General features: G+C 66.0%; 21 protein-coding genes. All 21 read right to left on the reverse strand.

Going from position 1 to position 18,816, the window contains the following annotated elements:
- Position 1 precedes the first annotated feature (1 nt).
- The 21 genes from ISF28_RS14240 to hisD all read right to left on the reverse strand — a co-directional run bounded on the left by ISF28_RS14240 (position 2) and on the right by hisD (position 18,813).
- Positions 2-2,830: a type VI secretion system Vgr family protein gene (locus ISF28_RS14240; RefSeq protein ID WP_198117841.1), complete on the reverse strand. Its 2,829-nt coding sequence runs from the start codon at positions 2,828-2,830 to the stop codon at positions 2-4.
- Between the two features lie 135 nt (positions 2,831-2,965).
- A complete protein-coding gene (locus tag ISF28_RS14245) occupies positions 2,966-3,337 on the reverse strand; it encodes a hypothetical protein (protein WP_198117842.1) in 372 nt (123 codons plus the stop codon).
- An 11-nt stretch (positions 3,338-3,348) separates the two neighbouring features.
- On the reverse strand, positions 3,349-4,140 hold the full coding sequence (locus ISF28_RS14250; RefSeq protein WP_198117843.1) for a polymorphic toxin type 44 domain-containing protein: 792 nt from the start codon (positions 4,138-4,140) through the stop codon (positions 3,349-3,351).
- Positions 4,137-4,694, reverse strand: coding sequence for a PAAR domain-containing protein (locus ISF28_RS14255; RefSeq protein ID WP_198117844.1), 558 nt, complete (start codon positions 4,692-4,694; stop codon positions 4,137-4,139). Before ISF28_RS14255 ends, ISF28_RS14250 begins: the two co-directional genes overlap by 4 nt.
- Before the next feature lie 141 nt (positions 4,695-4,835).
- Positions 4,836-6,992 carry a peptidase domain-containing ABC transporter gene (locus tag ISF28_RS14260; protein WP_198117845.1) on the reverse strand — a complete coding sequence of 719 codons (2,157 nt, stop codon included), beginning with the start codon at positions 6,990-6,992 and terminating at the stop codon, positions 4,836-4,838.
- Complete coding sequence (locus ISF28_RS14265) at positions 6,989-8,305, reverse strand: HlyD family secretion protein (RefSeq protein WP_198117846.1); 1,317 nt, start codon at positions 8,303-8,305, stop codon at positions 6,989-6,991. The genes ISF28_RS14260 and ISF28_RS14265 overlap by 4 nt, the downstream gene beginning before the upstream one ends.
- On the reverse strand, positions 8,302-9,258 hold the full coding sequence (locus tag ISF28_RS14270) for a hypothetical protein (RefSeq protein WP_198117847.1): 957 nt from the start codon (positions 9,256-9,258) through the stop codon (positions 8,302-8,304). Before ISF28_RS14270 ends, ISF28_RS14265 begins: the two co-directional genes overlap by 4 nt.
- Before the next feature lie 122 nt (positions 9,259-9,380).
- Complete coding sequence (locus ISF28_RS14275; protein WP_198117848.1) at positions 9,381-9,593, reverse strand: hypothetical protein; 213 nt, start codon at positions 9,591-9,593, stop codon at positions 9,381-9,383.
- A 238-nt stretch (positions 9,594-9,831) separates the two neighbouring features.
- A complete protein-coding gene (tatC, locus tag ISF28_RS14280) occupies positions 9,832-10,587 on the reverse strand; it encodes a twin-arginine translocase subunit TatC (RefSeq protein WP_198117849.1) in 756 nt (251 codons plus the stop codon).
- Between the two features lie 49 nt (positions 10,588-10,636).
- Positions 10,637-11,146: a Sec-independent protein translocase protein TatB gene (gene tatB, locus ISF28_RS14285; protein ID WP_198117850.1), complete on the reverse strand. Its 510-nt coding sequence runs from the start codon at positions 11,144-11,146 to the stop codon at positions 10,637-10,639.
- An 18-nt stretch (positions 11,147-11,164) separates the two neighbouring features.
- Positions 11,165-11,416: a Sec-independent protein translocase subunit TatA gene (gene tatA, locus ISF28_RS14290; protein ID WP_198117851.1), complete on the reverse strand. Its 252-nt coding sequence runs from the start codon at positions 11,414-11,416 to the stop codon at positions 11,165-11,167.
- A gap of 96 nt (positions 11,417-11,512) precedes the next feature.
- The gene (locus ISF28_RS14295) at positions 11,513-11,887 is read right to left on the reverse strand and encodes a histidine triad nucleotide-binding protein (protein ID WP_198117852.1); all 375 of its coding nucleotides are present in this window, start codon (positions 11,885-11,887) and stop codon (positions 11,513-11,515) included.
- A gap of 17 nt (positions 11,888-11,904) precedes the next feature.
- Positions 11,905-12,246, reverse strand: coding sequence for a phosphoribosyl-ATP diphosphatase (locus tag ISF28_RS14300; protein WP_198117853.1), 342 nt, complete (start codon positions 12,244-12,246; stop codon positions 11,905-11,907).
- Complete coding sequence (gene hisI, locus ISF28_RS14305) at positions 12,243-12,677, reverse strand: phosphoribosyl-AMP cyclohydrolase (RefSeq protein WP_198117910.1); 435 nt, start codon at positions 12,675-12,677, stop codon at positions 12,243-12,245. Before hisI ends, ISF28_RS14300 begins: the two co-directional genes overlap by 4 nt.
- 18 nt (positions 12,678-12,695) lie before the next feature.
- Complete coding sequence (gene hisF, locus ISF28_RS14310) at positions 12,696-13,457, reverse strand: imidazole glycerol phosphate synthase subunit HisF (RefSeq protein ID WP_198117854.1); 762 nt, start codon at positions 13,455-13,457, stop codon at positions 12,696-12,698.
- A 9-nt stretch (positions 13,458-13,466) separates the two neighbouring features.
- Positions 13,467-14,243 (reverse strand): 1-(5-phosphoribosyl)-5-[(5-phosphoribosylamino)methylideneamino]imidazole-4-carboxamide isomerase, encoded by a 777-nt coding sequence (hisA, locus tag ISF28_RS14315; protein ID WP_198117855.1) that lies wholly within the window; start codon positions 14,241-14,243, stop codon positions 13,467-13,469.
- Positions 14,244-14,267: 24 nt separating this feature from the next.
- On the reverse strand, positions 14,268-14,909 hold the full coding sequence (gene hisH / locus ISF28_RS14320) for an imidazole glycerol phosphate synthase subunit HisH (RefSeq protein WP_198117856.1): 642 nt from the start codon (positions 14,907-14,909) through the stop codon (positions 14,268-14,270).
- A gap of 22 nt (positions 14,910-14,931) precedes the next feature.
- Positions 14,932-15,522, reverse strand: coding sequence for an imidazoleglycerol-phosphate dehydratase HisB (gene hisB / locus ISF28_RS14325; RefSeq protein WP_075793780.1), 591 nt, complete (start codon positions 15,520-15,522; stop codon positions 14,932-14,934).
- Positions 15,523-15,542: 20 nt separating this feature from the next.
- Entirely contained in the window at positions 15,543-16,652 is a 1,110-nt protein-coding gene (hisC, locus tag ISF28_RS14330) for a histidinol-phosphate transaminase (RefSeq protein WP_198117857.1), read from the reverse strand.
- A complete protein-coding gene (locus ISF28_RS14335; RefSeq protein WP_198117858.1) occupies positions 16,649-17,479 on the reverse strand; it encodes a DNA-methyltransferase in 831 nt (276 codons plus the stop codon). The genes hisC and ISF28_RS14335 overlap by 4 nt, the downstream gene beginning before the upstream one ends.
- Positions 17,480-17,484: 5 nt before the next feature.
- Entirely contained in the window at positions 17,485-18,813 is a 1,329-nt protein-coding gene (gene hisD, locus ISF28_RS14340; protein WP_198117859.1) for a histidinol dehydrogenase, read from the reverse strand.
- Positions 18,814-18,816 lie beyond the last annotated feature (3 nt).

The following is an 18,816-nucleotide window of genomic DNA, read 5'->3' on the forward strand; positions in this document are numbered from 1 at the left end:
CTTAATCGTCCCCTTCGGGATTGGTAATGAGTTTGCGAAGCAGATTGGGACTCAGGTGGAGCGATGCATCGAGACCTTCCAGCCGGGAGGCATAAGGGCCGAAGTCTTCCGGTTCGAATGCCGGCTCCTCTTCGTCCTCCTCACGGTAGAACTCGTCGTCCAGCCGTTCGAACTCGGGCATCGGTTCGCTCGCCTCCAGCTTGACGCTGCGCCAGCTATCCTCGCCAACATGTAGCGTAAGCTGGTCGTTGTCCGGGAATTCGAGGCGCGGCAGGCGGCCGTCATGGCCGACTACGCCGGTAGCGACCTGCTTGCCGAGCTTGTCGAGAATACGGTACGGCTTGCCGACCATGCCCAAGGCCACGACGGTGGCATCGGCGCCGGGGAAGGCAAAGCGCAGGCTGTGCGGGCCGACTTCGGCGGCCGGCATCGCGGCAAACGACGCGTCCAGGTTCTGCGGGCCGGTCGCGGCATGGCTGGCCGCGTGGACCTCCCATTTGCCGGAAGTGCCTTGTTCGATGCCCTTGGCACTGATGCGGATGAAGCTGCCGCCCGCATGCAGCAGGATTTCCTTGTCCGCCGCGATCTCGATGTTTTGCTTGGTGCTGATCAGCTTGAGTACTTGTTCGGCGATGATCTCGACGTTGTCGCTCTGCGCCTGGATCTCTACCTTGCCCTTGGCCGCAAACAGTTTCATGCCCGCCTTGTAGACGAACACGCTGAGTTTCTCGGTCAGGCTGGCCAGCAGGCTCTTCCCGGTCGAGATCGACAGGTGTTCGCCCGTGGTGAGCACGGTGTGGCGGTCGCTCTGCAGATGCATGCTGCGCGCGGTGCTAGCGGCGATGCCGGCCGGGCTGGACAACACGAGCTGCGGTTCGCTCAATTCTCCCTGGGCCTTGCCGCTACCGCGGATGGCCTCGTTCTGCGCGGCGAGCGCCGCGCCGGCAACGGCCTGGTCGACGCCCGACTGTTGCGCCAGGTGCTGCTGGGCCAGGTCACCCATCTTGTCGTGGCGCTCACGCGCGGCGTTCAGACGGCCGACCGTCTCGCCCATGTCCTTGGCGTGCCCGGCGGCATTGTCGCGCGCTTCGGTGGTGAGGAGCATGCCCATGCCGGCGCGCGCCACACCCCAGGCGTTCGTGGCCAGTTCCCAGCCCTCGCCGCGTTCGTCCTTGCGCCCGCTGTTGTCTTCGACCCGCGTGATGTAGCCCAGCGAAAGCTGGCTGTGCTGGTGGTCGCTCTTGAGCTGCGCCTGGATCTTGTTGTAGGTGTCGTCCAGGATCAGGTGGTTGCTGCGCCCGCCTGCGGCATTGCCGGTGTTGGGTGCCAGCTCGCGGCTGCGCAGGCCAGTCAGCGCGTGCTGGGTCGGCTGTTGCCAGGGCGGCATGTTACGCTCGTTGAAAACGCTGCCGGTGACGATGGGCCGGTCCGGCGAGCCGCCCAGCCACTGCACGATCACCTCGCTGCCCACACGGGGCACGGCTGCCGCGCCCAGCTCGCCGCCGGCCCAGGAACTGGCCACCCGCAGCCAGGCCGAGCTGCGCTGGTCCTCTACGCCCTCGCGGTCCCAGTGAAACTGGACGCGGATTCGGCCGTACTCGTCGGTATGAATGCTGTCCGGTCCCTGCGGGCCCACCACGGTGGCCGTCTGCGGGGCGAGGATGCGCGTGTCGGTGCTGTTGTAGCCGCGTCCAGGCCGCCAGGGAATCTGCTTGCGGATGCAGTGCATGGTATTGCTGTAATCCGCTGGCAGGGTGTTCTGCAAATAATTGTTGCGCGCCAGATGGCGCACTTCCAGCACCAGGAATTCGTCCTTGCCGTCGTCGCCGGAGAAGCCGGCGTCGACGAGGAAATGGTCGCACAGGCGAAACCAGCGTCCCGGCTGGACGAAGCGGTTGTTGCCCCTTCCTTCGAAGTGCTTGGCGGCTGCTTCCGCCTCTTCCATGCGCAGCCGCGCCAGGCGGTCGCCGTCCTGGCGGCCGTTGAAACCGTAGGCGCCGGTGTATTCGTAGGATTCGACACCGAGCACGCTTCCCTGCTGGTTCACCGTCGGCATGGTGACCTGGGCAGGCTGCGGCTGCTTGAAGTCGAATGCAGTCAAGGCCACGCTGGACGGCGCAATGGTGCGCACCGGCGACCACTGGGCGATGCCGTCCTCCTCGACTGCGCCACCCTGGCTCTGGAAACGCACCTGGCCGGTGCCGTCGATGGCGTCGGCGTAGCGCGAGTCGTCGGACAACACCAGCTTGTGTCCCTGCGCCGTGTGCTCGTACCAGTAGTGCCAGCCGGCCGCCTCCCAGCGGCGGTGCAGGTAGTTGTGGTCGGTCTCGTCGAACTGACATGCGTCCGTCATCGGCGGGTCCTCGCCCTGGATGCGGCAATCCCAGTCGGGCAGGACGGAATAGTCGGCGAAGATGCTTTCGGTCTGCTGGCGCAGCGCTTTGCCGTGGAACAAGTAATTGTCCTTGCGCAGGCTGAGGTATTTCAGCCAGGGCCCCAGGATGGCTTCGTAAAATACGAAGCCGCCGTCGGTGCGCACCAACCGGAAGCTGAAGACGTAGCCGCTGAAATAACGCAGGCTGCCGTCGCCGCGTACCAGTTCAACGGTCATCAGCTTGCCCTGCATCTCCTTCAGGGCCAGCATGGCACTGTCGGAGAGCAGTTCGACGCGGTACTCGAAGTCGCGCGACAAGGACTCGAATGCGTCGAGCTGGTTGGCCAGCAATTGTGCGTCAGGACCGTCAGCGTGCGGGAAGTAGACGCGCAGAATGCGCTTGTTTTGCGCGGCGCCGACGATCAGATCATGGATTGTTTGGACAGCTGTTTGCATCTGCTTCCTGTTCCCTACGCTTGCCGCGCCGCTTTAAAAAGTAACACGAATAATTTCCCTCAGTAACACACGTGCATTTTAAGCAAATAATCCCGTAATGCAATTGAATGGTGTTACAGGTTGTGTCGAACGGCACTATTTGGAAGCGACGCGGGCCAGGAAGTCGGTTTTCACCACGGTGCGCTCGATCTTCGTATCGGGCCCGATATAGATGTCGACGCGGCTGAACGGCTGCCTGATTTCCACGCCGTCACGGCTTGCGAACGGCAGGCTCACGTCGATGAAATAATCGGTATGGAGACGGCGGGCGGTACGGAACTCGATGCTCTCGCCGGGCACCAGATGGTCCTTGACGATGTCGTTGTCTTCGTTGAAGAAATAAGTCACGGGCGCAGTGGCGGCAGCGGAGTAATGCAGGAAGACAACCGGCAACGTAAAAGAGTTCACGGCGAACACGAGCCAAAGCGCAGCGATTGCCCCGGCAATGGCCAGCAGTTTTTTAAGCATGGATGAGCTTTTCATGGAGAGCATTGGTGCGGGCGCTTGGCCCTGTTGTCGTCCGTGCCCCACGGAATGGGCACGCCGGCGATGGCCTTGAGAAGCAGCGCCACCGTCAGCGCGGCCGGCTTGGCCTGCATGTATAGGTCCACGCCCAGCTTGATGGAAATATGGTCTGGAATATCGTCGAGCGCATTGGCCCAGTTGCCATTCTCAGGATGGTGCTGGACCCGCGGAAAGCGCAACCTCGCGAGATCGCGACCGATGTCGCTGCCGGCCTGGGCCAGCCCGGCACCACCCAGCAACTCGTCGGGACTGAAACCGCAGGCGACGCCCACGTAGCCATAATGGATGTTGGACCAGATATCGTAGAAGTAGTCGTTGTCGCCGTAGCGTTGCCAGCCCTTGCGGAAGATATTTTGTTTGTTCAGGCGCTTGGCCAGGATCGGCTTGTGATCCCAGGGCCGTCCAGGCCCGACCCGCTCGGCCCAGATGGTATAAGCTGCCGTCTTCTTGCCCATGGCGATACCGCCATAGTCGGGCGGGCCGCCAAATTTTGCGTACCACGGCAGCGCATTCCAGGCGTCCATTTCCTTGCGGATGTCGTAGGCGTTCGCCTCCGTCATCTTCCTGCCCTGCTCGCTGAACGGGTTGCGCTGCATTTCCGCGACCATGTACTCGGCAATGGCGACCACGTCGTTACCATGGTTGCAGACGCGCAGTTTCTTGGCCTCGGCGTCGGCCACCGGGGTCGTATTCGTGGCCGCGACCAGGCGCATCGGCCTGCCGTTCTTGTCCAGCACGGTGCTCATGCGTTGTCTACCAAGTAGATGCGCACATGTTCCTGTTCCAGCGTCTGCTTGAGCAAGTGAGTGTGGCCTTCCGCGTCGGTGGTGCCGTGCTCGACGCTGCCGTCCTCGCGCTCGATCGCGTAATCGACGTGGGCCAGCGGTTCGCCGTCGCTCGCACCCACCAGCACATAGCGGTCGTCGTATCGTCCGGGAACCCACGGCTCGTCGTCCAGCGGCGCGGCGGCGACGCCAGCCGCCAGCGCAGCTGCCGCCGGCTGAAAATAGGCTGTGGCGACCGGTGCGCCGGATGGGTCGTCGATGCCATGGATGCCGTTGAGGGTCGACATCAGCGGACAACCGCCGCTGGTCTTGTCGCCATGGAGCGCCTGCGGCAGGCCGTCCGGCAGGGTGAAGTGGTGCTCTTCCGCCTTGACCACGCAGTTCTTTCTGCATTTCATGGGGCTGCCGTCGTGGGCAAGCGGCTTGCCGTGGCTCATATAGGTCGGGTGCCCGTGTTCGACGTGCCCGCCGCAGGAGGCGGCGTCACCTTCACGTATCCAGCCGATGATGCTCATTGTCGTGACACAGTCGTCGTTAGAATAAAGTTAATATTCTAACAGCAACAAAATGAATTGTATCGCACGCGACTCGGCGATTTCACAACGATGGAGGTCGGTCAGGTGGTTAGGTGATCGGCAGCTGTCCGTAAAACGCCGCTACTCCAGGGTCGCCGCGCTCATCTCGAGAAAGCGCGCGCGGCCCTCGGGTCCGCGCAGGTCGGCCGCGACCTTGCCCTTTTCCAGCACGACGATGCGGTCGGCCGCCAGGATCGTCTCGCGCCGGTGCGCCACGACGATGCGCGTCATCGGCAGCTGCGCGACCGCCAGGTTGACCGAGCGTTCGCGCGCCAGGTCCAGGTGGCTGGTGGCTTCGTCCAGCAGCAGCAGGCCGGGCTCACGGTACAGCGCCCGCGCGATCAGGACCCGCTGCTTCTGGCCGCCCGACAGCACGGTGCCCATGTCGCCGATCAGCGTATGAAAACCCATCGGCATCGCGCGCACGTCGTCCAGCACGGCCGCCTGGCGCGCGCACGCTTCGATGCGCTCCTGGTCGGGCGCGTCGGCGAAAAAGCTGATGTTGTCGGCGATGGAGCCGGCGAACAGCTGGTCGTCCTGCAGCACGACGCCGATCAGCGCGCGGTAACGGCCGACCGCGCCCGGCGCCAGCGGGCGCCCGTCGACGACGACTTCGCCCGCGGTCGGTTCGAGCAGGCTGGCCAGCAGGCGCAGCAAGGTGGTCTTGCCGCAGCCGGACGGGCCGACGATCGCCACCGATTCGCCCGGCGCGATCGTCAGGTCGATCCCGTCCAGGATCCACGGATCGGTGGCGCCGTAGCGGAAGCGCAGGCCGCGCAGTTCGATGGCCAGCGGCGCCCGGCAGGGCATGCCGGTGTGCGCGGCGTCGTCCGGTTCCGCCGGGGTCAGCGCGATGTCGGCGAGGCGCTCGGCGTGCAGGCGCAGCATGCACAAGTCGAGCGTCTTGTCGATCAGGGCGCTGATCCGGGACAGGAACTGGTCCTTGTAGCTGATGAAGGCGAGCAGCATCCCGATCGAGAACGCGTTGGCCAGCGCGCGTTCGGCGCCCAGCCAGATCACCAGCACGCCGACCACGCCGATCACGGCCCCGTTCACGGCGCGGAACATCACGCCCAGCTGCTGCGTCGTCACCTGCCGGTTCACCGTCTGCACGAGCAGGTTGACCCAGTGCGTCTGGCGCGACGCCTGCGCGTTGAACAGCTTGATGGTCTTCATGCCGCGCAGGGTTTCGAGAAAATGGCTGTCGCGCCGCGCGCCCCAGATGATGGATTCGGCCTGGGCGTTGCGCAGCGAGGAATACGACAGCGCCCGCACCAGCGCGTACAGCAGGCCGCCGGCGAGCACGAGGCCGGCCAGGCCCGGGGCGTAGCACAGCATGGCGACCAGCGTCACCGCCGACATCAGGCCGTCGAGCAGGATCTCGACCAGGTCCGTGGTGAGCGCCTGCAGGATGATTTCCTGGGCGCCGAAGCGCGACATGACGTCGCCCAGGTGGCGGCTCTCGAAATAGCGGGCCGGCAGCCGCACGAGATGCCCGAACAGGCCGCCGCGCCCCGCCACCTTGATCGTGCTGGAGATCGCGATCAGGGTGGCGCCGCGCATCGCGTTGATCGCCACGCGCAGCATCAGCATGAACAGCAGCGCGCAGGCGAGCGTGAGCAGCAGGTCGTGGTCGGCGCTCACCAGCGCTTCGTCGACGATCCATTGCATCAGGAACGGCGTCGTCACGCCCAGCGTCTCGATCGCCAGCGCCATCGCCGCCAGCAGCACCAGCGAGCGCTTGACGCCGACGATGCGGCCGAACAGCGCGCGCACCCGCAGGCGCGGCTCCGGTTCGGGCGCCACGAACGCCTGGGCCGGACTCAGTTCCAGCGCGACGCCCGTGAAATGGCGCTGCGCCTCGGCGCGCGACAGGCGGCGCACGCCGAAGGCCGGGTCGTGGATCACGACGGCGCCCGCGCTCGCGCGCTTGAGCACGACGAAGTGGCTCAGGTCCCAGTGCAGGATGCAGGGCGTGGACAGCAAGGGCAGTTCGTCCGGCTCCAGGCGCAGCGGGCGCGCGTCGAGCCCGACCTGGCCGGCGATGGCGACGATGTCCTTGAGCGACGCGCCGCGCAGCGACAGGCCGAAGCGGCGCCTCAGCGCCGACAGGCCGGTGTCGCCGCCGTGGTAGGCGGCGACCATCGCCAGGCATGCGAGGCCGCATTCGGCCGCCTCGGTCTGCAGGATCAGCGGCAGGCGCATGCCCAGCATGGCGCCGTAGTCGGTCTGCGTCATCGGTGCCAGCTCCCGGTCAGCGTGAACAAGGGGTCGAGTACCCATTCGTACAGCCGGCGGCGGTCGAGCAGGATGTCGGCGTCGAGCTGCATGCCGCTCTGCAGCGGCACCGGCTTGCCGTAGGCCGTCACGTCCTGGCGCTCGAGGTCGACGACGATCCGGTACAGCGGCTCGCCCGAACCGCCCGGCGCGCCGCCGGACGCGAACCCGGGCGGCAGTTCGGACGGCTCGATCACGCTGCGCGACACGCTCGCGATGGTGCCGCGGTAGTGGCCGAATTTCTGGTACGGGTAAGCGCGGTAGCGCAGCAGGACGCGCTGCCCGGCGCGCACGAAACCGACCGCGCGGCTGGGCGCGTACAGGTGCGCCTGGAGCCGCGATCCCTGCGGCACGATCGACAGCAGCGGCGTCTCCGGATGCACGGCGGCCCCTGGCGTGGCGTGGATGGCGGTGACGGTGCCGGCCTGCGGCGCGGGAATCGTCAGGGCGCGCCGCGCCTCGGTCTCGGCCAGGTCGCGCGCCGTGACGGCCAGGCCGCGCTTGACCGTCTCCTCCTGCGCGGCGATGCGCAGCGGGATGTCCTTCAATTCGCCCTCGAGGGCGGCGCGCTCGCGCCCGAGGGTGATCAGGTTGCGCTCCAGCGTCTGCCCGCGCGCGGCCTGCTCGACCGTGTCCTCGGCCGCGCTGCGCACCTGCTGTTCGAGCACGAAGCCGATCTTCTGCAGGTCGCGCAGCCGCTTCTCCCATTGGCGCGCCATGTCGGTGCGGGTCTTCTGCAGCGCGATCTCCTCTTCCATGCTCTGCTCTTCCCGGCGCATGGCGGCCACGCGCTCGGCCAGGTTGGCGCGCTGCTGGCGCAGCAGCTGGTCGCTTCTCTGCCCTTCCGCGCTCAGGCTGTCGCGCTGCGCCTCGAGCTCGCGCGCCACGCGCGCCTGCGTATCGCCCAGGGCCGCGCTGCGTTCCTCGGCCGACAGCGCGGCCAGCGGCTGGCCCGCCGCGACCGCGTCGCCCTCGCGCACGAAGACGCGCGTCGCCACCGCGGCATGCGGCGCATACACGCGCACCATGCCCTGCGCCGGCACGAGCCAGCCGGACACGCGCGCCTTGCTGGTATAGCTGGCCAGGCACAGCGCGCTGACGATGGCGGCCACCGTCAGCGCGGCGAGGGCGCCGAACCAGACGTGCATCGGCCGCGGCTTGAGCAGGACGGTGCCCAGCCACGGGGTCTGCCGTTCGCGCAGGAGCTCCGGCCGGAACAGCGGCAGCGCCGCGTCGTCGTCCGGGTCGTAGCCGCCCCCCGAGCCGTCCATCATGCTTCCATGTAGTAGTCGCGCACTTCGTAACTGAGTTCGATGACGCGCATCATCCGCTTGATCGGCACGCGCTTGCAGATGCGCGGGTCGAGGAAGTCCTTGAGCAACGGCGGGCGCGGCGCGTTGAAGAAGTAGCCCGGGTCGCTGGCCACGACGGGCTTGGCGACGATGTCCAGCTCGTCGCGCGAGCCGACCGTCTGCACGACGCAGGGCGCGTAGCGCACGCCCAGCGCGAGCAGCGCGCAGGCGCGGTGGTAGCCGTTGTGCAGCAGCAGGCGGCCGCTGTCGGCGTCGCACACGGCGTTCAGGAAGTTGCAGCTGAAACCGACGACCAGGCCGAGCGCGCCCGCGATCGCGCCGAAGGCTTCGTGCCCGCACAGTTGGTCCTCGCGCAGCATCACCGGTTCGTGGAAGCGGAAATCGGTGGACGGCGAGCGGAATTGATAGCGTTTCGAGCCCAGCGCGCGGATCTCGACCGGGCCCGCGCCTTCGTCGAGCGGCAGGCAGCTGCGGAACAGCGTGGCGGGGTCGGGGTCGGGTCCGAGGCGTGCGCAGATCGCGTCGACGAACGTCTGCGTGACGTGGTTCTGGCAGACGACCAGATGGGCCAGGTCGACCATCTGGATGCGGGTGGGCAGGCTGTCGAACGTGCGCGTGTAGCGCGGGCTCGAGCGCACCTGCTCGACGAGCGGCACGAGCGCGGGGTCGAGCGGCGGGCAGGAAGGGTGGTCGGCGCTGCCGGCCTCGGTGCGCGCCAACTCCTCGTACACCAGCTCGGCCGCCGTCCATTCGCGCACGAGATCTGGCCGCGCGCCGCTCAGGCCGGGCATGCCGACGTCGCCGACGAAATCGAGGTATTTGCGCAAGGGCGCTTGTCCGAGCAGCCAGGCTTCGTAGTGGGGCGTTTGCTCCAGCGGGGCGATGGCGGCGACCGGGGCGGGTTCTCGTTTCATGGCGGGGCTCCTGCTCGAGTGAACTCACAGCGTGCGGACGGGCGCCGGGAACATCGATGACAATCGTCCCGGCGCACACCGCGTTCGTGCCGGCCTAGCGGGGCCGGACGGCGCAAAGCGAATCAGCAGCCGCAGCCGCCACCGCCGCCGCCGCTGTGGCTGCGTCCGTGGCTGTGGCTCCGGCCATGGCTGTGGCTCTTTCCATGGCTGTGGCTGTGATTGTGGCTATGGCTGTGGTTATGGCTGTGGCTGTGGCCGCTGCCGCCGCCACTGCCGCCGCCCGAACAACCGCCACCGTAGACGTGTTGCAGCTCATTGCTCTTCAAATTGCGCATGGTGTTCTCCATTGAGTAAAACCGGGCAAGGCGCCCGCCGGGGACCGGCCACGGCCGATTCCCTGGAGATCATGCTAAGCGGCTCGTGAACCCGCCAGTTTGGAACGGGACAAACCCATCCCTGGCGTTAGCTCAACCTTGCCGCAAATTTACTTTGAGAAATGTCGTTGCAAACAGGAACGAAACTGTGAGCAAGATGGGGACCCACACCGGCGGCCAGGAGCGGCCGCCGTCAGGATCAGGCGTGTTCTTCGGGCGCCTGGGTCACGCGCACGAAGATCGGCGCCATGATGAGGCCCAGCTCGAACAGCAGGCACATCGGCACGGCCAGCGCCAGCTGGCTGACGGCGTCCGGCGGCGTGACGACGGCGGCGATCACGAACGCGCCGACGATGGCGTACGGGCGCATCGAGCGCAGTTTTGCGACGCTGACGATGCCCATGCGCACGAGGATCACGACGACGACCGGCACCTCGAACGTGGCACCGAACGCCAGGCACATGGACATGACGAAATCGAGGTAGTTCTCGATGTCGGGCATCACGGCGATGGAATTCGGCGCGAAATTGCCGATGAAGTGGAAGATGCGGCCGAACACGAGGAAATAGCAGAACGCCACGCCGGCGATGAACAGGATCGACGACGAGATCACGAGCGGCAGCACGAGCCGCTTTTCGTGCGCGTACAGGCCGGGCGCGACGAAGGCCCAGACCTGGTAAAACACCCACGGCAGCGAGACGATGAACGCGATCAGCAAGGTGACCTTCATCGGCACGAGGAACGGCGCGACGACGCCCGTGGCGATCATCTTGGAACCGGCCGGCAGCGCGGCCAGCATCGGGGCGGCGAGGAAATCGTAGATGCGCGCCGGCCCCGGCCACAGCAGCAGCACGACGCACGCGAGGACGATGCCGTAGGTCGCCTTGATCAGGCGGTCGCGCAGCTCGACCAGGTGGGAGATGAAGGTTTCTTCGCCCGCGGTTTCTTCAGTCATCTGGCGCAAGTGTGTGGCGGCTGGCGTTTGCAGCTATGCCTGCCATCATCTAGAAAAATTTGGTGTTGGAGGTAGGGCCGGGACGGAACTTGCGCACGCGCGCGGCGCCGGACAACACGTGCTGGCGCGTATTCTGGCGGTTCTTGTACCAGGCCGGCATGCTCGACGTCTTCGCCAGCTTCTTGCGGCGGAAGTCGCGCGCCTTGCGCTCGATGTCGTCCGGCGTGGCCGTCGCCGTCGGCATGACGGCCGTGTCGCCGCGCCAGGCCGACTCGACGTCGTTCAGATGGGTCGAGACGGTATTCTCGACGTCGGACTTGAAGGTCTCGACTTCGGACTTGAAGCTCTGCGCGCTGTCCTGGATGTCCTTGTGCAGGTTGCGCAACTCTTCCATTTCGATCTCGCGCGAGACCTCGGATTTCACCTCGTGCAGGTAGCGCTGGGCGCGGCCGTACAGGGTGCCGGCCATGCGCGCCACCTTAGGCAATTTCTCGGGGCCAATCACGACCAGCGCCACCGCGCCGATGACGGCGAGTTTGGTAAGACCGAGATCGATCATGCGTGGTCAGTGACAGGCTTAATGGCGGGTCTTTTCGCGCGCGTCGACGTCGATCGTCGACTTGTCGGCGACCTGCTGCTGCGGCTGCTGTGGCTGCTGTGGCTGCGACGCATTGCCGGACGGCTTGTCTTCCTCGCCCTTCATGCCATCCTTGAAACCCTTGATGGCCTTGCCCAGGTCCGGGCCCGCATTGCGCAGCTTGCCCGTACCGAACACCACCACCACCACGACCAGCACGATCAGCCAGTGCCAGATACTCATCGAACCCATTGTATTCTCCTTGCCGGGCGGCAGCCCGATCAGCGTAAGCTAAAGCCACACCAGTATAAGGCATACGGGGCGGGAATGCCTTCTTTCCTTTGGGAATTACGTACCGAGACCACGCCACGGCCGCGGGCCGCCGTACACGTGCAAGTGCAGGTGATAGACTTCCTGGCCGCCGTCCGGTCCGACGTTGAACAGCGTCTTGTAACCGCCGCTGCGCCGGCCGTCCGGGCCGGTTTTCACGGCGATGCCGTGTTCCGCCGCCAGCTTGGGCGCCAGCGCCAGCATCTTGCCCAGCACCTGGGCGTGCGCGTCCGTGCAATCGGACAGGCTGTCCACGTGTTGCTTCGGGATCACGAGCAGGTGGACGGGCGCGGCCGGGTTGATGTCCTTGAAGGCGAGCAGTTCATCGTCCTCGTACACCACGCTGGCCGGGATCTGCTTGGCGGCGATCTTGCAGAAGATGCAGTTATCCATGTTCTACGCTCCAGGTCTTAGTCTTGCGGACGCGCCGCTTTCTCCGCGATGCCGGAAATGCCTTCGCGCCGCGCCAGTTCGTCCAGCACCTGCTGCGGCGTGAGGCCGAACTGCGCCAGCAGGACGATCGAATGGAACCACAGGTCGGCCGTTTCGTACAGCAGCTTGGACGGGTCGGCCCCGGCGCGGACGTCTTTCGCCGCCATCACGGTCTCGACGGCTTCCTCGCCGATCTTTTTCAGGATGGCGTCGTCGCCCTTGGCGAACAGCTTCGCCACATACGAGGCCGCGGGGTCGCCGCCGTTGGCCGGCTTGCGGGATTCGATGACGGCCGCCAGGCGTTCCAGTTGCGTGCTCATTTCGTTTTTTTCGAGTTGTTGTAGATCGTGTCCGGGTCCTGCAGCACGGGCTCGACGTTGTGCCAGTCGCCGTCCTCGAACTTCTGGAAGAAGCAGGAATGGCGACCGGTGTGGCAGGCGATGCCGCCGGCCTGCTCGACCTTCAGCAGCACCACGTCTTCGTCGCAGTCGAGGCGGATTTCCAGCACTTTCTGCACGTGGCCGGACTCTTCGCCCTTGTGCCACAGCTTCTTGCGCGAACGGCTCCAGTACACGGCCTCGCCAAGCTCCACGGTCTTGGCCAGGGCTTCGCGGTTCATCCAGGCGAACATCAGGATGTCGCCGGTGCCGGCTTCCTGGGCGATCACCGGCACGAGGCCGTGCTCGTCCCATTTGACCTTCTTGAGCCAGGGTTGGGCGGGGATCGTCGGGGGGGTGGTCGGGGTCACCATGGTCGTCGGTTCCATCGATCAGTCGAGGCGCATCGGAATGCCGCGCTCCGCCATGAAGCGCTTGGCTTCGCCGACAGTGTGCTGCCCGTAGTGGAAGATGCTGGCCGCCAGCACGGCGTCGGCATGGCCTTCCAGCACGCCGTCGGCCAGGTCCTGCAGGCCGCCCACGCCGCCCGAGGCGATCACGGGGATGCCGACGGCGTCCGAGACGGCGCGCGTCAGGCCCAGGTCGAAGCCGGACTTCGTGCCGTCGCGGTCCATGCTGGTGAGCAGCAGTTCGCCGGCGCCCAGGCTTTCCATCTTGCGGGCCCATTCGACGGCATCGAGGCCGGTCGGGTTGCGGCCGCCGTGGGTAAAGACTTCCCACTTGCCGGGCGCGACCTGCTTGGCGTCGATGGCGACGACGATGCATTGGGCGCCATGCTTCTGCGATGCGTCGTACACGAGCTGCGGGTTGGTCACGGCCGAGGTGTTCATCGACACCTTGTCCGCGCCGGCGTTCAGCAACCGGCGCACGTCCTCGACCTTGCGCACGCCGCCGCCCACGGTCAGCGGGATGAACACGGTCGACGCCACCGCCTCGATGATCGGCAGGATCAGGTCGCGGCCGTCGGACGACGCCGTGATGTCGAGGAAGGTGATCTCGTCGGCGCCCTGCTCGTTGTAGCGGCGCGCGATCTCGACGGGGTCGCCGGCGTCGCGCAGTTCGGTGAAGTTGACGCCCTTGACCACGCGGCCGCCGGTGACGTCCAGGCAGGGGATGATGCGTTTTGCGAGCATAGGATCAGGTCAGGCTTGTGCGCCCTCGGTCAGTTCGTCCGCGCGTTCCTGCGCGCTGGTCAGGTCGAGCGTGCCTTCGTAGATCGAGCGGCCGCAGATCACGCCTTCGATGCCCTCGTCCTGCACGGCGCACAGCGCTTCCACGTCGGCCAGGTTGTGCAGGCCGCCCGAGGCGATGATCGGGATCCTGACGGCCTGCGCCAGGCGCACCGTCGCTTCGATGTTCACGCCTTTCAACATGCCGTCGCGGCCGATGTCGGTGTAGACGATCGATTCGACGCCATAGCCTTCGAATTTCTTGGCCAGGTCGATGACTTCGTGGCCGGACATCTTGCTCCAGCCGTCGGTTGCCACTTTACCGTCCTTGGCGTCCAGGCCGACGATGATGGAGCCCGGGAAGGCGCCGCAGGCGTCGTGCAGGAAGCCGGGGTTCTTGACGGCGGCGGTGCCCACGATGATGTAGGTGATGCCGTCGTCCAGGTAGCGCTCGATGGTGTCGAGGTCGCGGATGCCGCCGCCCAGCTGGACCGGGATCTCGTCCAGGTCGTGCTCCACGGCGTAGTCCTGCACGACTTGCAGGATGGATTTGATCGCCTCTTCGTTCTTCGGTTTACCCGCGAACGCACCGTTCAGGTCGACGAGGTGCAGACGGCGCGCCCCCTTCTTGAGCCAGTGCAGCGCCATCTCGGCGGGATCTTCGGAGAACACGGTGGCAAGGTCCATATCGCCCTGTTTGAGGCGAACGCAGTGACCGTCTTTCAGGTCGATGGCGGGGATCAGCAGCATGGTCGTAGTCGGTTGAGAAAAAATTCAGGGATTCCAGTGGACGAAATTACGATACAAGCGGAGGCCGGCGGCCGCGCTTTTCTCGGGGTGGAACTGGGTGGCGACGATATTGTCGCGCGCCACCGCGCAGCAGAACATGCCGCCGTAGTCAGTCTCGCCGATGGCGTCGTGCGCGTCGGCCGGCTTGGCATAGTAGCTGTGCACAAAATAAAAATAGCTGTCCGGGGCGACGCCGTCCCACAGCGGGTGGGCGCGCGACTGGCGCACGCGGTTCCAGCCCATCTGCGGCACCTTGAAGCGCGAGCCGTCCGGCTGCAGCTTGCCGTCGAGGTCGAAGCGCACGACCCTGCCCGGCAACAGGCCCAGGCCGGGCACGCCGCCGTTTTCGTCGCTCGCGTTGAACAGCATCTGCTCGCCCACGCACACGCCCATCATCGGACGGGTCTTGGCGGCGCGCAGCAGGGCGTCCTCGACGCCGGACTCGCGCAGGCTGCGCATGCAGTCGCGCATGGCGCCCTGGCCGGGCAGGACGATGCGATCGGCCGCGTCGATGGCGGCCACGTCGCCGGAAATCTGGACGTCGGCTTCGGGCGCGACGGCGCGCAGCGCCTGCGCAACCGAACGCAGGTTGCCCATGCCGTAGTCGACCACAACAATCTTGTTCATGATTCGGTTTTTCGAGAATTCTTTACAGGCTGCCCTTGGTGGACGGGATCGTGCCGGCGGCGCGCGCATCCAGCTCGGCGGCCATGCGCAGCGCACGGCCGAACGCTTTGAAAACAGTCTCGCACTGGTGGTGCGCGTTCACGCCGCGCAGGTTATCCACATGCAGCGTCACACCGGCGTGGTTGACGAAGCCGCGGAAGAACTCGATGGTGAGGTCGACGTCGAAGCGGCCGATCGTCGCGCGGGTGAACGGCACATGCCATTCCAGGCCCGGGCGGCCGGAAAAGTCGATCACGACGCGCGACAGCGCCTCGTCCAGCGGCACGTAGGCGTGACCGTAGCGGCGGATGCCCTTCTTGTCGCCGATGGCCTTGGCCACAGCCATGCCGAGCGTGATGCCGGTGTCCTCGACGGTGTGGTGATCGTCGATGTGCAGGTCGCCGACGGCCTCGACTTCCAGGTCGATCAGCCCGTGGCGGGCGATCTGGTCGAGCATATGGTCGAGGAACGGCACCCCGGTATTGAGTTTCTGGCGGCCGGTGCCGTCCAGGTTCAGCGCGACGCGAATCTGCGTCTCGCTGGTGTTGCGCGTGATTTCTGCGGTGCGGGTCATTGCAAGGTGCTCGGCGGTATTCAGGCTTGCAGCGAAGCCTTCAGGGCATTCAGGAATACGGAATTCTCTTCCGGGGTGCTGACCGTAACACGGATGCAATTGGCCAGCAATTCATGCATTCTACTCAAATTTTTAATCAACACCCGTTCCGCGAACAGTTTAGCGCAGGTCTTTTCCGCGTCCGGCACGCGCAAGGTGATGAAATTCGCGCTGGACGGGAACACCGTCACGCCCGGCAGCGCGGCCATCGCCGCGGCGAGAATCTCGCGCGCTTCGTTCAACCGGGCGGCCTGCTCGTCCAGCACGTCCACGTGGTCGAGCGCGAATTCGGCCGCCACCTGGGTCAGGACGTTGACGTTGTACGGCGGACGCACCTTGTCGAATTGTTCCAGCAGGACGGGTGCGGCGGCCAGGTACCCGAGGCGGATGCCGGCCAGGCCCAGCTTGGACAGCGTGCGCATCACGACGAGGTTCGGATACTGCGGCAGCTTGTCCATGAAGCTCGTGCGGGCGAACGGCTGGTAGGCCTCGTCCACGACGGCGATGCCGTGCTCGCCCAGCGCCTCGATGATGGCGACCATGTCGGCCTCGTCGTACAGGTTGCCGGTCGGGTTGTTCGGGTAGGCGAGGAACACGAGAGCCGGCTTGTGCTTGGCGATCGCGGCCAGCATGGCGGCGCGGTCCAGCGAGAAATCGGCTTTCAACGGCACGCCGACGAAATCCATGCCCGCGAACTGGGCCGAGCGCTGGAACATCACGAAGGCCGGCGTCGGCGCCAGCACGACTGCGCGTCCGCCTTTATCGTTCGGACTCTGGCGCGCACAGGCGGTGCACAAGATGGAGATGATCTCGTCGGAGCCGTTGCCGAGGATGACGTCGAATCCGGCCGGCACGCCCAGCTTGGCGCGGATGCGTTCCTTGATGCCCGCGTACGACGGCACCGGATAGCGGTTCAGGACGGCGTCCGCAAGGCGCTGGGCCAGTTCCGCGCGCAACGCATCCGGCAGCTGGTACGGGTTTTCCATCGCGTCCAGCTTGATGTAGCCGCTCGAATCCGGGACGACGTAATGATGGCCGGCACGGACGTCTTCGCGGATCGTGTTGGCGATGAGGTTGTCGATGCGGGTCATTCCTGGTTCACTCCTTCGGTGGCGGTGGTTGACACATCGGCACGGGGGCCTTTGCGTTTTTTCGTGGCCGGCTGCGCGGGGGCGGACAAGCGTTCCGCGATGATCGCGCAGTAGGCGGGGTTCAATTCGAAACCGGCGAAATGCCGGCCCATGCGTTTGGCGGCCAGCGCCGTCGTGCCGCTGCCCATGAACGGGTCGAGCACGACGCCGCCCGGCGGGCATGACGCCTTGACCATGCGCTCGATGATCTCGAGCGGTTTCTGCGTCGGATGGTCGACCCGTTCCGCATGTTCGCGATGCAGGCGCGACACGCTCCACAGGTCCTTCGGGTTGTAACCCACTTCCAGCCACTTGGCGCCCACGAAGATCGAGCGCGATCGCGCCTTCTTCGTCTCGGCGTCGTACGGGATACGCACGGAGTCCAAGTCGAAATAATAATCCTTGCGCTTCACGAAGAAGCCGATGGTGTCGTGCACGGAGGAAAAGCTCCTCGTGCTGCCCCCCATCGAGGGGACGCGGCGGTCCCAGATGATCTCGTTCATCATCGTCATGCGCCGCTTGAGCATGACGAAGATTTCGGGCGCAAAGCGCCACGTGAGAAAGATGTACAGGCTGCCGTTGTCCTTCAGCTTGGGCAGCGCGACGTCGATCCAGCGCTCGGTCCACGCGAGGTAATCCTCCACGCTCTGCTGGTCCGAGCCGTTGCCGTAATCCTTGCCGAGATTATAAGGCGGGTCCGTCAGGATCAGGTCGATGCTGCCGTCGGGGATGCGCGCCATGCCGGCCAGCGCATCCTCGCAGAAGACCTGATCGAGCCAGGATGTCATGACGCTCAGTTCTTCCCTTCTTCGATCCGTAATTCTGCGCTGCGCGCGTGGGCCTGCAGGCCTTCGCCGTACGCGAGTTCGGCCGCGACACGGCCCAGCGTTTGCGCGCCGGCCTGCGAGACGAACAGGATCGACGAACGCTTCTGGAAATCGTACACGCCCAGCGGCGACGAGAAGCGCGCGGTGCGCGACGTCGGCAGCACGTGGTTCGGGCCGCAGCAATAGTCGCCCAGCGATTCGGACGAGAAGCGGCCCAGGAACATCGCGCCCGCGTGGCGGATCTTGTCGGCCCACTTGAGCGGATCCTCGGCCGAAATCTCCAGGTGCTCGGCGGCGATGGCGTTGGCGATCGCGCACGCTTCCTCCATGTCGCGCACCTTGATGAGGGCACCGCGGTCCGTCATCGACGTGGCGATGGTGTCCTTGCGCGGCATCGTCGGCAGCAGCTTGTGGATGCTCGCTTCCACTTGCGCGATGTAGCCGGCGTCGGGGCACAGCAGGATCGCCTGCGCCAGCTCGTCGTGTTCGGCCTGCGAGAACAGGTCCATCGCGACCCAGTCCGGGTCCGTCGTGCCGTCGCACAGCACGAGGATCTCGGACGGACCGGCGATCATGTCGATGCCGACGACGCCGAACACGCGGCGCTTGGCGGCGGCCACGTAGGCATTGCCCGGGCCGACGATCTTGTCGACCGGCGGAATCGTCGCCGTGCCGTAGGCCAGCGCGCCGACGGCCTGCGCGCCGCCGATGGTGATCACGCGCGTGACGCCGGCAATCGCGGCGGCCGCCAGCACCATGCGGTTCTTGACGCCGTCCGGGGTCGGCACGACCATCACGATTTCCTTCACGCCGGCCACTTGCGCGGGGATCGCGTTCATCAGCACGGACGACGGATACGCGGCCTTGCCGCCGGGGACGTAGATGCCCACGCGGTCCAGCGGCGTGACGCGCTGGCCCAGCACGGTGCCGTCGGGCTCCGTGTAGGTAAAACCGTTCAGTTCCTGCTTCTGGCGCTCGTGGAACACGCGGATGCGCTCCGCGGCGGCGCGCAGCGCGGCGCGTTGCGACTCCGGCAGCGAGTCCAATGCGGCTTGCAGTTCTTCCTGTTCGACGTCGAGGGCGGCCATGCTCGTGGCGCCGCCGTTCGGGAGCCGATCGAACTTGTTCGTGTATTCCAGCACGGCGGCGTCGCCGCGCGCCTTGACGTCGGCGAGGATCCTGGCGACGGCCGATTCGATGGCGTCGTCGGTCTCGGCTTCGAACGCCAGCAGGTTGGAAAGCGTCTGCTGGAAGTCGGCGGCGGTGGAATCGAGTTTGCGGATCGTGATGGACATGTC

This window comes from Massilia rhizosphaerae, assembly GCF_016093545.1.
In the GTDB taxonomy this organism is placed as follows: domain Bacteria; phylum Pseudomonadota; class Gammaproteobacteria; order Burkholderiales; family Burkholderiaceae_D; genus Telluria; species Telluria rhizosphaerae.

Excerpts from the sequence above, each read along its gene's own strand:
- ISF28_RS14245 (WP_198117842.1), bottom strand. The coding sequence starts at position 3,337 with ATGCTTAAAAAACTGCTGGCCATTGCCGGGGCAATCGCTGCGCTTTGG.
- tatC (WP_198117849.1), bottom strand. The coding sequence starts at position 10,587 with ATGACTGAAGAAACCGCGGGCGAAGAAACCTTCATCTCCCACCTGGTC.
- hisA (WP_198117855.1), bottom strand. The coding sequence starts at position 14,243 with ATGCTGCTGATCCCCGCCATCGACCTGAAAGACGGTCACTGCGTTCGC.
- ISF28_RS14295 (WP_198117852.1), bottom strand. The coding sequence starts at position 11,887 with ATGGATAACTGCATCTTCTGCAAGATCGCCGCCAAGCAGATCCCGGCC.
- ISF28_RS14265 (WP_198117846.1), bottom strand. The coding sequence starts at position 8,305 with ATGATGGACGGCTCGGGGGGCGGCTACGACCCGGACGACGACGCGGCG.
- ISF28_RS14275 (WP_198117848.1), bottom strand. The coding sequence starts at position 9,593 with ATGCGCAATTTGAAGAGCAATGAGCTGCAACACGTCTACGGTGGCGGT.
- ISF28_RS14300 (WP_198117853.1), bottom strand. The coding sequence starts at position 12,246 with ATGAGCACGCAACTGGAACGCCTGGCGGCCGTCATCGAATCCCGCAAG.
- hisB (WP_075793780.1), bottom strand. The coding sequence starts at position 15,522 with ATGACCCGCACCGCAGAAATCACGCGCAACACCAGCGAGACGCAGATT.
- ISF28_RS14260 (WP_198117845.1), bottom strand. The coding sequence starts at position 6,992 with ATGACGCAGACCGACTACGGCGCCATGCTGGGCATGCGCCTGCCGCTG.
- ISF28_RS14255 (WP_198117844.1), bottom strand. The coding sequence starts at position 4,694 with ATGAGCATCATCGGCTGGATACGTGAAGGTGACGCCGCCTCCTGCGGC.
- ISF28_RS14270 (WP_198117847.1), bottom strand. The coding sequence starts at position 9,258 with ATGAAACGAGAACCCGCCCCGGTCGCCGCCATCGCCCCGCTGGAGCAA.
- hisH (WP_198117856.1), bottom strand. The coding sequence starts at position 14,909 with ATGAACAAGATTGTTGTGGTCGACTACGGCATGGGCAACCTGCGTTCG.
- hisC (WP_198117857.1), bottom strand. The coding sequence starts at position 16,652 with ATGACCCGCATCGACAACCTCATCGCCAACACGATCCGCGAAGACGTC.
- tatA (WP_198117851.1), bottom strand. The coding sequence starts at position 11,416 with ATGGGTTCGATGAGTATCTGGCACTGGCTGATCGTGCTGGTCGTGGTG.
- hisF (WP_198117854.1), bottom strand. The coding sequence starts at position 13,457 with ATGCTCGCAAAACGCATCATCCCCTGCCTGGACGTCACCGGCGGCCGC.
- ISF28_RS14335 (WP_198117858.1), bottom strand. The coding sequence starts at position 17,479 with ATGACATCCTGGCTCGATCAGGTCTTCTGCGAGGATGCGCTGGCCGGC.
- tatB (WP_198117850.1), bottom strand. The coding sequence starts at position 11,146 with ATGATCGATCTCGGTCTTACCAAACTCGCCGTCATCGGCGCGGTGGCG.
- hisD (WP_198117859.1), bottom strand. The coding sequence starts at position 18,813 with ATGTCCATCACGATCCGCAAACTCGATTCCACCGCCGCCGACTTCCAG.
- ISF28_RS14250 (WP_198117843.1), bottom strand. The coding sequence starts at position 4,140 with ATGAGCACCGTGCTGGACAAGAACGGCAGGCCGATGCGCCTGGTCGCG.
- ISF28_RS14240 (WP_198117841.1), bottom strand. The coding sequence starts at position 2,830 with ATGCAAACAGCTGTCCAAACAATCCATGATCTGATCGTCGGCGCCGCG.
- hisI (WP_198117910.1), bottom strand. The coding sequence starts at position 12,677 with ATGGTGACCCCGACCACCCCCCCGACGATCCCCGCCCAACCCTGGCTC.